10 protein-coding genes and 1 pseudogene are annotated in these 12,249 nt (G+C 71.6%); 6 read left to right on the forward strand and 5 right to left on the reverse strand.

Features of this window, described 5'->3' with window-relative positions:
- Position 1: 1 nt before the first annotated feature.
- The 6 genes and pseudogenes from QF037_RS36120 (at position 2) to QF037_RS36145 (ending at position 6,027) form a co-directional block, all read left to right on the forward strand.
- Entirely contained in the window at positions 2-1,288 is a 1,287-nt protein-coding gene (locus QF037_RS36120) for an amidohydrolase family protein (RefSeq protein ID WP_307032549.1), read from the forward strand.
- On the forward strand, positions 1,285-2,511 hold the full coding sequence (locus QF037_RS36125; RefSeq protein ID WP_307032551.1) for an amidohydrolase family protein: 1,227 nt from the start codon (positions 1,285-1,287) through the stop codon (positions 2,509-2,511). Before QF037_RS36120 ends, QF037_RS36125 begins: the two co-directional genes overlap by 4 nt.
- 46 nt (positions 2,512-2,557) lie before the next feature.
- Positions 2,558-3,268 (forward strand): VIT1/CCC1 transporter family protein, encoded by a 711-nt coding sequence (locus QF037_RS36130; protein ID WP_307032553.1) that lies wholly within the window; start codon positions 2,558-2,560, stop codon positions 3,266-3,268.
- 113 nt (positions 3,269-3,381) lie between these two features.
- A complete protein-coding gene (locus tag QF037_RS36135) occupies positions 3,382-4,248 on the forward strand; it encodes a sterol desaturase family protein (protein WP_307032555.1) in 867 nt (288 codons plus the stop codon).
- Positions 4,245-4,904: a lysoplasmalogenase gene (locus QF037_RS36140; protein ID WP_307032556.1), complete on the forward strand. Its 660-nt coding sequence runs from the start codon at positions 4,245-4,247 to the stop codon at positions 4,902-4,904. The genes QF037_RS36135 and QF037_RS36140 overlap by 4 nt, the downstream gene beginning before the upstream one ends.
- Positions 4,905-4,940: 36 nt before the next feature.
- Positions 4,941-6,027, forward strand: a pseudogene (locus QF037_RS36145) (zinc-dependent alcohol dehydrogenase family protein).
- 16 nt (positions 6,028-6,043) lie between these two features.
- On the opposite strand, the gene QF037_RS36150 reads toward QF037_RS36145, so the two are convergent.
- The 5 genes from QF037_RS36150 to QF037_RS36170 form a co-directional block, all read right to left on the reverse strand.
- Positions 6,044-7,051: a CopD family protein gene (locus tag QF037_RS36150; protein ID WP_307032558.1), complete on the reverse strand. Its 1,008-nt coding sequence runs from the start codon at positions 7,049-7,051 to the stop codon at positions 6,044-6,046.
- A 100-nt stretch (positions 7,052-7,151) separates the two neighbouring features.
- On the reverse strand, positions 7,152-8,447 hold the full coding sequence (locus tag QF037_RS36155; RefSeq protein WP_307032560.1) for a CoA transferase: 1,296 nt from the start codon (positions 8,445-8,447) through the stop codon (positions 7,152-7,154).
- 37 nt (positions 8,448-8,484) lie between these two features.
- Complete coding sequence (locus QF037_RS36160) at positions 8,485-9,015, reverse strand: hypothetical protein (RefSeq protein WP_307032562.1); 531 nt, start codon at positions 9,013-9,015, stop codon at positions 8,485-8,487.
- Positions 9,016-9,099: 84 nt separating this feature from the next.
- Positions 9,100-10,611, reverse strand: coding sequence for a S8 family peptidase (locus QF037_RS36165; RefSeq protein ID WP_307032564.1), 1,512 nt, complete (start codon positions 10,609-10,611; stop codon positions 9,100-9,102).
- A gap of 70 nt (positions 10,612-10,681) precedes the next feature.
- Entirely contained in the window at positions 10,682-12,211 is a 1,530-nt protein-coding gene (locus QF037_RS36170; protein WP_307032566.1) for a S8 family peptidase, read from the reverse strand.
- Positions 12,212-12,249: the final 38 nt, after the last annotated feature.

Consider the following 12,249-nt stretch of genomic DNA (forward strand, 5'->3'; position numbering starts at 1 on the left):
GATGACCGACCAGGACGACCCGTACCTGATCATCTCCTCCGACTGCCACGCCGGACTCCCCACCGAGGAGTACCGGCCCTATCTGGACTCCCGTTTCCACCGGGAGTTCGACGACTTCCTCGCCGGGCGCGACCGGCGCCGCGAGGAGATGACCCGGCTCGGCATCCGCAACGAGGCGTTCGCGAACAAGTGGTTCCAGGACAACGAGGAGGGTCTGCGCGGGGGCTGGGACACCGCGCAGCGGCTCAAGGAACTCGACGGCGACGGGGTGGCCGCCGAGGTCGTCTTCCCGGACGCCGACGCGGTCGACAGCCAGACCGCCGCGCCCTTCGGGGTGGGGCTCGGGCTCTCCGGCGATCAGGATCCGGAGCTCGGCATGGCGGGCGCGCGGGCGCACAACCGCTGGCTGGCCGACTTCGTCTCCGAGCACCCCGAACGGCACTGCGGGGTGGCCCTGTTGCCGGTCACGGCCCCGACCGAGCGGGTCGTCGCCGAGGTGTACCGGGCCAAGGAGTCCGGACTCGGCGCGCTGATGATCCCGTCCATGTGGGTCGACAAGGAGCCCTACCACGACCACCGTTACGACCCGGTGTGGGCGGCGGCCGCCGAATGCGGGATGCCGGTGATGACCCACTCCGGCGCCGCGCCGCGCCACGAGTACGGCGACCACCTCGGGATCTTCGTCTCCGAGGTCACCTGGTGGCCCGCGCGGCCACTGTGGTTCCTGCTCTGGTCGGGCGTCTTCGAACGCCACCCGGGGCTGAAATTCGGTGTCGCCGAGTCGGGTTGCTGGTGGCTGCCGAACCTGCTGTGGTTCATGGACCGCCTCTACCTCGGCGCACACGGCGGCAAGAAGCTCTCGCCCTTCCAGCAGGTGAGGCGTCCACCCCACGAGTACCTCGACCGGCAGGTCTTCATCTGCGCGACCAACACCAAGCGCCGCGAACTCGCCCAGCGCTACGAGATCGGCGTCGACAACATCCTCTGGGGCAGCGACTTCCCGCACCCCGAGGGCACCTGGCCCGACACCCGCGCGTGGCTCAGGCGCACCTTCCACGACATCCCGGTCGCGGAGACCCGCCGCATGCTGGGGCTGGCCGCGGCCGAGGTCTTCGGCTTCGACGTGACGAAGCTGACCCCGCTCGCCCGCCGTATCGGCCCCACCCCCGCCGAACTCGGCCAGTCCGCCGACCAGGCGGCCGTGGAGGCGTCCTGGGCGCGCTCGCGCGAGGTCGGCCGGCACTGGCTGACGGACCATGACTTCCCGGCCCTGGGAGTGACGCCGTGACCGATCGCTACACCGTCATCTCCGCCGACTGCCACGCGGGCGCCGACCTGCTGGACTACAAGCCCTATCTGGAGCGGCGGTACCACGACGAGTTCGACGCGTGGGCGGCGACGTACGTCAACCCTTACGAGGACCTGCTCGCCGACACCGCCGACAAGAACTGGAACTCCGAGCGACGGCTCGCGGAGCTGGAGGAGGACGGGATCGTCGCGGAGGTGGTGTTCCCCAACACCATCCCGCCGTTCTTCCCGTCCGGCTCGCTCATGGCGCCCGCACCGGACGCCGGGGAGTTCGAGCGCCGCTGGGCCGGTCTGCGCGCCCACAACCGCTGGCTGGCGGACTTCTGCGCGGCGGCACCGGGGCGGCGGGCGGGTGTCTTCCAGATCCTGCTCAACGACGTCGAGGAGGCGGTGAAGGAGATCCGCCGGTCCGTCGCAGCGGGCCTCAAGGGCGGCCTGCTGCTGCCGGGCACACCGCCGGGCAGCGGCCTCCCGGAGCTCTACTCGTCGGCGTACGACCCCATCTGGGCCGTCTGCGCGGAACTCGGCGTCCCCGTCAACCACCACGCGGGCTCGGCCTCCCCGCCGCTCGGCGAGGAACCGGCGGCGCGCGCGGTCTTCATGGTGGAGACGACCTGGTTCTCGCACCGGGCGCTGTGGCACCTGGTGTTCGGCGGCGCCTTCCGCCGCCACCCGGAGCTGAGGCTCGTGCTCACCGAACAGGGGTCCGGGTGGATCCCGGGTGTGCTGGAGATGCTGGACTACTACCACGGGCGCCTGGTCGCCGCCGCGACGCGGGCGTCCACGGCGGAGTCCAAGTTCGGCGCGGGCCTGGCCGCCCGCATGGGTAACGCGCCCTCCGAGGTCTGGCGCGACAACTGCTTCGTCGGCGCCAGCTTCATGCGCCCGCACGAGGTGCCGCTGCGCGACCGGATCGGCATCGACAAGATCATGTGGGGCAGCGACTATCCGCACGACGAGGGGACGTATCCGTACTCGCGGGAAGCCTTGAGGTTCGCGTACGCGCGTGTGCCCCGCGCGGAGGTCGCCGCGATGGTCGGCGGCAACGCCGCGCGCGTGTACGGCTTCGACCTGGACCTCCTCGACCCCATCGCGGCGAAGGTGGGCCCGACGGTCGAGGAGATCGCCGAGCCGCTCACCGAGCCACCGGCGGACGCGACGAGCCCGGTGTTCGCGAAGGGGGCGTCGGTACGGGTCTGGTGAGCGTCGGTGCGGACCGGAGGGCCCCCGGGGTGCGATCCTCCCGTCTGTGACCGAACCCACGCATGAGGAGGCCCACGGCGGCGCGCTCGCCGAGCGGTTGAACTGGCTGCGGGCGGCCGTCCTCGGAGCCAACGACGGCATCGTGTCCACCGCGGGCCTCGTCGTCGGCGTCGCCGGCGCCACGGACGACCGCTCGGCCCTCCTGACGGCGGGCCTCGCGGGACTCCTCGCGGGGTCGATGTCGATGGCGGCCGGGGAGTACGTCTCCGTCTCCACCCAACGGGACTCCGAGAAGGCCGCCCTCGCCGTCGAGAGACGGGAGCTGCGCGAGCAGCCCGAGGCCGAACTGGAGGAGCTCACCGAACTCCTCCAGGACCGGGGCCTGTCCTGGGACGTGGCCCGTGAGGCGGCCGTCCAGCTCACGGAGCGGGACGCCCTGAGAGCCCACGCGCGCGTGGAACTCGGTATCGACCCCGACCAGCTCACCAACCCCTGGCACGCCGCATGGGCGAGCTTCCTGTCCTTCACGGTCGGCGCCCTGCTCCCGCTCCTCGCCATCGTCCTCCCGCCCACCGGCTGGCGGCTGGCCGTCACCGTCCTCTCCTCGCTGGCCGCCCTCGTCCTCACCGGCTGGAGCAGCGCGCGCCTCGGCGCCGCCGACCCGGTCCGCGCGTCGCTGCGGAACGTGGCGGGCGGGGCGCTGGCGATGGGGGTGACATATGCGGCGGGGACGCTGCTGGGGGCGGCCGGAGTCTGAAACCGCCGGTGGTGGCTTTGGTGGAGATCACCAACAAGTAAGCGCGTACTCGCTGTAATACTTGTCAGTAACAACGTCTAGCCGCGGCCGACCAGCGGTTCTACGGTGCCCACATGCCGAACCTGCCCGATGTCGTGCTGTGGTCGATACCCGCCTTCGTGCTGCTCACCGTGGTCGAGGTGATCAGTGTCCGCATCCATCCCGATGAGGATGCCGGCGGATACGAGACGAAGGATGCCGCGACCAGCGTCGGCATGGGGCTGGGAAGCCTCGCCTTCGACTTCCTCTGGAAGATCCCGATTGTCGCGATCTACACGGCGATCCACGAACTCACCCCCCTGCGCGTCCCCGTGCTGTGGTGGACCGTCCCGCTGATGCTGCTCGCGCAGGACTTCTTCTACTACTGGTCGCACCGCGGCCACCACGTCATCCGCATCCTGTGGGCCTGTCACGTGGTCCATCACTCCAGCGAGAAGTTCAACCTCACCACCGCCCTGCGCCAGCCGTGGACCACGCTCACCGTGTGGCCGTTCTACGTACCGCTGATCGCCGCCGGTGTGCACCCCGCGGCCGTGGCCTTCTGCTCCTCGGCGAACCTCGTCTACCAGTTCTGGATCCACACGGAGCGCATCGACAAGATGCCCCGATGGTTCGAGTTCGTCTTCAACACGCCCTCCCACCACCGGGTCCACCACGCCTCCCAGGGCGGCTATCTGGACCGCAACTTCGGCGGCATCCTCATCGTCTGGGACCGGCTCTTCGGGTCGTTCGTCGCCGAGACCGAACGGCCCGTCTACGGGTTGACCAAGAACATCAACACGTTCAACCCGATCAAGGTCGCCACCCATGAGTACGTCTCGATCGTCAAGGACATCAAGGCGGCGCACAGTTGGCGCGAGCGGGCGGGGCGGGTGTTCCGGGGGCCGGGGTGGAAGCCGGCGCCGGTGGCGGAACCGGCCGAGGAGACCGTGGCCGCGTGAGACGCCCGCTCGCGGGAGCCCTCACCCTCACGGCCGTCGTCGACCTCGTCTCCCTGGCCGCCGGCTGGGACGCTGGGCACACCGTCGCCAAGCCCCTCCTGATGCCGCTGCTCGCCGCCTACGCGGTGTCCCGCGGCGCGCCCCGGCTCCTGGTCGCCGCCCTGCTGTGCGGCTGGGGCGGCGACACCCTGCTCCTCTTCGACGCCGAGCCCGCCTTCCTCGCCGGGATGGGCTGCTTCGCCGCCGGGCACATCTGCTACCTCGCGCTCTTCAGGCCGTACGGCGAGGCACGCGCGCGCAGTGCCTTCCTCGCCCCCGCCTACGCCGTCGTCCTCGGCACCAGCGTCGCCCTGCTCTGGCCGGACCTGCCCGCCGACCTGCGTGTCCCCGTCGCGGGATACAGCCTGCTGCTGACCGCCATGGCGTACACGGCCGCCACCCGGCTCGGACTCCTCGCCGGGCTCGGCGGCGCGCTCTTCGTGCTCTCCGACGGTCTCATCGCGACCGGCGTCGCGGAGTGGCCCCAGCCGCCCCGGCCGGACCTGTGGATCATGCTCACCTATATCGCCGCGCAGTCCCTGCTGGTCACCGGTGTACTCGGCGAGCGACGGCCGCGGGAGTCGGCGTACGGTGAAGTGCGCCCGACCACCCCCTGAGCGCACGTACCACCACAGACGAGAAGGATCCTCGCCATGCGCGCCACCACCATCCACGCCCCCTTCGACATGCGCGTGGAGGACGTGCCCGACCCCGTGGTGCAGCTGCCCACCGACGCCGTGGTCCGCGTCCTGCGCTCCTGCATCTGCGGCAGCGACCTGTGGGCGTACCGCGGCACGGCCACGCGGCAGCCGGGGCTGGGGGTGCCCCCAGGCCCTTAAGGCACTGGGGGAGCATCGGGCCGAGTTCTGTGGCGTAGCCCCCGGCGTCGTCGAGGAGACCGGCTCCGAGGTGGGCACCGTCCGCCGCGGCGACCTCGTCGTCGCGCCCTTCATGTGGTCCGACGGCGTCTGCGACTACTGCCGCGAGGGCCTGAACACCTCCTGCGAGCACGGCGGCTTCTGGGGCTCGGTCGGCTACGACGGCGGCCAGGGCGAGGCCGTGCGCGTGCCCTTCGCCGACGGCACCCTCGTCGGGCTGCCCAAGGACGCGGCCTCCGACGACCGTCTGCTGACCGCCCTGCTGAGCCTCTCCGACGTCATGGGCACCGGCCACCACGCCGCTCTCGGCGCCGGAGCCCGCGCGGGTGCGACGGTCGCCGTCGTCGGCGACGGGGCCGTCGGCCTGTGCGCGGTGCTCGCCGCCAAGCGGCTGGGCGCCGAACGGATCATCGCGCTCGGCCGCCACCTGGCCCGTACCGACATCGCCCGCCGTTTCGGCGCCACCGACGTGGTCGCCGAGCGCGGGGACGCGGCGGTCGAGGCCGTCCGTGAACTCACCCGCGGCCAGGGCGCGCACGCCGTCGTCGAGGCCGTCGGCACCGAGCAGTCGATGCGCACCGCGGTCGACATCACCCGCGACGGCGGCACCGTCGGCTGGGTGGGCGTGCCGCACGGCAGCGGCACCGGGATCGACCTCGGCGTCATGTTCGACCGGAACATCGCGCTGCGCGGCGGTGTCGCCCCGGTCCGCGCGTACATCCCGGAGCTGCTGCCCGACGTCCTGGACGGCACCATCGACCCGTCGCCCGTCTTCGACCTGACCCTCGGCCTGGAGGACGTCCCGGCCGGCTACAAGGCGATGGACGAGCGGACGGCCCTCAAGGTGCTCGTCGCCAACTGACCCTCCCCAGGACGGCTCACCAGCGGATCGGCACCGGCAGCGCCGTCAGCAGCCCCGACACCACGACCACCACGCCCAGCGCGACGACCTCCGCCCGCGCGGGGGAGCAGGCGGTCAGCGGGTCGGGCGCCCGGCGCAGCCGGAACCGCGCCCACAGGGCGAGCGCGGCGACCACGGCCACGAGCAGCACCTTGGCGAGCAGCACCCGCCCGTACGCGGTCGCCGTCAGCTGGTGCAGGACCGTGCCCGGCGGCATCCGGCGCAGCGTGCTGCACACCCCGGTGGCGGTGATCACGGCGAGCAGGACCACGGCCACGCGCGCGTAGAGGCCCAGCAGAGCCGCGCCCGCTTCCGTCGGCCCCCATCGGCGCAGCGTCCGCAGCGTGTACAGCAGCCCGCCCACCCACAGCGCCGCACAGGTCAGATGGACCAGGGTCAGCCCCGACCCGACCAACGGGCTCTGCTCGGTCGTGGGATGCGCACGCAGAGCTTCCGCCACGACGACCGCGGCCAGCGGCCAGACCTGTACGGCGGGCCGGGTCGAGCGGGAGCACAGGCCCGCCACGAGGAACGCGTTGACCTCGAGGAGCGCGAGCTTGCCTTCCCGGGACTCGTACAGGCCGCCGACGTCGATCTCGGCGAGGCTGTGCGGCACGAGGTTGCCGGTCGCCACCACCGAGGCGAGCCCCAGCGCGGCGGCGAAACCGGCGGCGGCGGCGTACGGGGCCCAGCTGCGCGGCGCGGCCGGAAGAGCGCCGGGCAGGGTACGGGCCAGCCGGTTCACGAACAGCTCGCCCACGGGGACGCACAGCGCCGCGAACAGCACCGCCCGCAGCAGCGCGATGCCGCCGACGCCGGGCGCGGCGGCCTCCCCGGTGCCGTCCAGCGCGGCGGACGGGCCCAGCAGCGGGATCAGCGCAGCGAGCGCCACCAGCACGAGGAGCGCGACAGCCGTGCCGGTACCGGAGCGGGGCGAGGGCCCGGTCGCGTCGGAGGCCCCGGCCGTGGGTCTTGTCAAGGTCACCTCGTGATCTTCACCAGCTGTCGCAGAACGGGGCAAGTCCGGGAGTACGACTGGTGGTACGGCATTCCGCCCAGGGGTACGTCTTCCGGTCGGCCGCCGCTCACGCCCACCGCGCGGGATCGGCCCCCCACGGCCCCGGTGGCCGCGCCCAGTCCGTCGGTCCGCCGGCGAAGGAGACCGGCGGCAGGGCGTACCGTAGCCGCCCGATGCCGCTGTCCGTCTCGGCGAGCCAGGCATCGGGCCCGTCGTACGAAGCATCCCCGGGGGAGTCGGCCGGGATGCCGTTCATCAGCCACTCCGCCGTCCGTGCCAGTGCCAGCCGTACGAACCGGCTGCCGCCCTCCTCCGACTGCTCGGTCAGCGCCCGTAGCACCTCCGCCGCCAGCAGGTACCCCGTGCCGTGGTCGAGGGCCTGCGCGGGCAGTGCCCCCGGCTGCTCCACCGACCCCTCCACCGCCGCGATCCCGGTCGCCACCTGCACGAGACTGTCGAACCCGCGCCGCTCACGCCAGGGCCCGTACGCGCCCCAGGCCGACAACTGCGCCACGACGACGCCAGGCCGCCGCTCCGCCAGGGCCCGCGGCGACAGCCCGAACCGGTCCAGCGCGCCCGGCCGGTATCCGGTGACGACCACGTCCGCCGTCGCGAGCAGTTCGTCGAAGGTCCGCCGGTCGGCCGCCAGGTCCAGCGTCGCCGACCGCTTCCCGAAGCCCGTGTCGGCATGCTGGTCGGGGAGTTCGGGCAGCCGGGGCGCGTCCAGGCGCAGTACGTCCGCGCCGAGCAGGGCGAGCGTGCGGGTGGCGACCGGGCCCGCGATCACCCGGGTCAGATCCAGGACCCGCAGTCCGGCGGCGGGCAGCAGGGGGGTCCCGTCGAGCGGTGTGAACGCACGTGCGCGTGCGGAGTCGAGCCGGGCGCGCTCGGCCAACGGCCGCTCGGCCACCGCCACGGCCTGGGGATGCGCGGCCCACTCCTGGGGTGTCCGCAGCGCGACGGCGAGGCCCCCGGCCGCGTACACGGCCTCCTCGATCTCCAGGGCGGAACGCTCGGCGAAGGCCGCCTCGAGGGAGTCCGGCGGCCCCATCACCGCGAGCAACCGTTCCCGGTGGTGCGGATAGTTGGCGTGCGTCCGCACCCAGCCGTCGGCCGTGCGCCAGAACCTGGACAGGGGCGCGAAGTTGACCGGAGCCCGGCCATTGATCAACAGATGCCGCTCGCTGACGAACGCCGTGGTGACGGCCCCGTCGTCCACCCGCACGGCGGGCACCTCGCCGAGCCCGGCCCGTCGTGCCCCCAGCTCGGCGGCGGCCCGCGCGCACGCGCCGACGCAGGCGCGCGCCAACTCCCGTACCGGAAGCCGCGCCTGAAGAGCGCCTTCGCGCATCACCTCAGTCATGACTTCACTATGCATCATTGATCAAATCAACATTGACTCAATCAATATGGGACGCGGCGGACCACCATAGACGCACCTCCTTGCGCACGTCCGTCGGCCGCAGCTCCCAGCCCTGCGCGACGGCGACCTGGGCGACGTACGCACCCCCCACTCCCCGGTAGTGGCGCAGCGGTATCGCGCACTCGACCGGCGGCCGCGGCTTCTTGGGGTCGCGCGGGACCGAGGCCCTCTTGGTCCAGCGACCGACCGCCTTCTCGGTCCGGGCCCGGTAGTACGCGGCGTCGCCCTCATGCCGCAGCTCCGGCCAGCTGACGCACCAGGCGGGCCATTTCGACAACGGGTCCAGTACGCGGTCCCCCGCCTTGAACAAGCCCTGTTCGTACGAGGTGCTGAACACGGTGATGATCTCCGTGACCAGACTGATCGCCAGGAAAATGACGAACGCCACGAGCCACATCAGGAACTGCACGGGCGTGTACAGGACCGTGAGGACGAAACGGAACACCAACTGCCCCTTGGGCCGCACTCGTTCCGGAGCCCAGGTGGTGGGATCTTCATACACATGCATGCCGCAGATCTTGCCGCACCACGGCAAAGGGCCGGACGGCACCCGCCCGGCCCTTCACGTCACGCGCGCGTGAGCGTCACCGCGTCACTTCGTCACCGCGTCCAGCGCGTCCGCGGTACCCCACCCGTAGAAGCCGTTGTAGTTCTTCGGCCCCTCACACACCGCGTCGACCTTCCCGTCGCCGTCGATGTCGTACGGGTCGGTGCACGGCGTCGCGTCGGCCTCCGCGTACAGCAGGGCCTTCACCAGGGCCGGGGAGGCCTTCGGGTGCGTCGACTTGATGAGCGCGGCCACGCCCGCGACATGCGGCGAGGCCATCGACGTACCGGCCATGTAGCCCCAGCCGCCGCCCGGCAGCGTGCCCAGGATCAGGCCGCTGGTGGCCGGCGGGGCAGGGGTCTGGAAGCGGGTCGAGTCGCCGCCGGGCGCCGCGATGTCGATGACGCCCAGACCATGGTTGGAGAAGGACGACTTGATGCCCTTCGCCCCGGTCGCCGCGACCGTCACGACACCCGGCAGCTGGGTCGGGATGTCGAGGCACTGCGACGGGTCGATCACCCGGTTCGAGGGCGTGCCGTCGTTCGGGGAGACCGGGTCGGTGATCTCGTCGGCCGCGAGGTCGTAGTTCTCGTTGCCGGCCGCCGCGACATTGACGGCGCCCTTCTTCTCCGCGTACCGCGAGGCCCGGGAGACGGCGTCGACGAGCGCCCTCTGGTCCGGGTCGTTCTTGCAGTTGAAGTACCACGGATCGGTGTAATAGCTGTTGTTCGTCACATCGACGCCGTGCTCGGCCGCCCACACGAAGCCGCAGACCACGGCCTCCGTGTAGAAGTAGCCGGCCGTCGTGGACACCTTGATGCCGGACACCTTCACACCGGGCGCGACACCCGTCATGCCGACGCCGTTCTTGGCGGCCGCGATCTCACCGGCCACATGCGTGCCGTGCGGGCTTTCCCCCGTGGTCGGCCGCCACGCCCCGTCGGTCGTGTCCGGCTTGCCCGTCACACAGTTGACCGACGCGGCACGGTCGAAGTTCGGCGCGATGTCCGGGTGCGTGTCGTCGACACCGGTGTCGATGATGGCGACGGTCACCTTGCTGCTGCCGAGCGACTTCTCGTGCGCCTTGTCCGCCTTGATGGCGGGCAGGTCCCACTGCAGGGGCTCGAGCGGGTCCTGTCCGGCGACCGCCTCGGCGTCCGCGACCTCCGCGGCGCTGAGCACCTTCGGCGTCCCCACGTCGGTCGTCGACTGCGCGGGCAGCGGCGCGTTACGGGTGTTGCCGGCCGACTCCACCCCGCGCACCGTGCGCACGACCTTGGCGAAGTCGGGGTTCGCCGAGTGGACGACGATCACGCCTATCTGGTCGTACGAGGTGACGATCGTGCCGCCGGCCTCGGAGATCGCCTTCCGCACATGCTTCGAAGGCCCGTGTCCGGGGCTGACGTTGACGACATAGCTGAGCGAGGTCGCGTCGGCCGCGGGGGACTCCTCCGCCGCGGCTGCCGAGACGTTCGGCAGGAACGCGAGTGCCGTCGCCATGGCCATCCCCATCGGGATGGCCAGCGCACGGCGGAAGCGCGGGTCAGGCGCTGTCATGCTGTCTCCAGTTCGTTCGCGGTACGAGCGGTACGAGCGGTACGAGCGGATCGTGCGGGTGCTCTGCGGGCTACTTGACCGCGCGCAGCGCGTTGACGATGCCGTAGCCGTAGAACCCGTTCACCCGCTTGCCCCCCACGCAGGTCGCGTCCTGCGTGCCGTCGCCGTCCTGGTCGTAGGAGGCCGGGCAGCCCGGGTTGTCCGCCTGCGCCTTCAGCAGCGCCTGCAACTGCGCCGGGGACGCCTTCGGGTGCGTCGACTTCAGCAGCGCGGCGACGCCCGCGGCGTGCGGGGACGCCATCGAGGTGCCCTGCAGGAAGCCGTACGAGTTGTTCGGCATGGTCGACAGGATGCGGCCGTTCTTCGACGGCGTGTCCGGGATCTGGTAGAGCCGGTCACCGCCCGGGGCCGCGATGTCGACGACGCCGTAACCGTACGAGGAGTAGTACGACTTCAGGTTCTGCACGCCCGTGGCGCTGACCGTCACGACACCGGGCAGCTGGGTCGGCACGTCGAAGCACTCGTGCGGGTCGATGGTGCGCGTCACCGGCGTGGAGTCGTCGGGGCTGCTGTCGTCGACCAGGGCGTCCGAGTCGAGGTCGTCGTTGGAGTTGCCCGCCGAGGCCAGGTTGAGCGTGCCCTTCTTCTGGGCGTACAGCGAGGCCCGGTTGACCGCGTCGACGATGGCCCGCTGGTCGGGGTCGTCGAGGCAGTTGTACAGCCACGGGTCCACGTAGTAGCTGTTGTTCGTGACCTCGACGCCGTGGTCGGCGGCGAACACGAACGCGCAGACGACGCTCTCCGGGTAGAAGAGGCCGTTGCTCGGGTCGGTCACGTTGATGGCCGCGACCTTCACGCCGGGCGCGACACCGGCCACACCGATGCCGTTGCGGGCGGCGGCGATCTCACCGGCCACGTGCGTGCCGTGGTAGTCGTCCACGGTGTACGGCCGCCAGGCGCCCTCGGTGGTGTTCGGGACACCGCCGTCGCAGTTGGCCGACTGCGAGGCCGAGAAGTTCGGCGCGATGTCCGGGTGGGTGTCGTCGACGCCGGTGTCGATGACGGCGACGGTGACCTTCTTGCTGCCCGGGTTGATCTGCGCGGCCTTGTCGGCGCCGATCGCCCGCAGGTCCCACTGGTCGGCCTCGAGGGGCTCGCTCTCCGCGTCGGCCGCGGAGGTGCTCTCGATCTTCTCGGCCTGTGCCTTCGTCAGGATCTGGGCCGCGCCCTCGTCCGTGGTGCTCGCGGGAGTGAGCGCCGAGGTACGCGTCGCACCCGCCGACTGCACGCCGCGCACCGCGCGTATCTGTGCGCCGAAGTCGGGGTTGGCCGAGTGGACGACGATCACGCCGATCTTCTCGTACGTGATGACGATCGTGCCGCCCTTGGCGACGACGGCCTTCTTCACCGACGCGATCGTCTTGCGGTCCACCTTGGTGTTGACCACGTACGACAGGTCGGGCGCGTCCGCGGCCTGCGCGGCCGGCGCCGCGTACGGGGCCGCCGAGGCGGCCGCCGGCAGGAAGCCGAGCGAGGCGGTCAGCGAGAGAACGACGGGCACGGCGAGCGCGAGCCGACGTCTGGAACGCAGATGAGGCATGGGGTCTCCACATCATCCGGAAACGAGAACCGCCCGAA

Source organism: Streptomyces canus (assembly GCF_030815415.1).
Classification (GTDB): Bacteria; Actinomycetota; Actinomycetes; order Streptomycetales; family Streptomycetaceae; genus Streptomyces; species Streptomyces canus_F.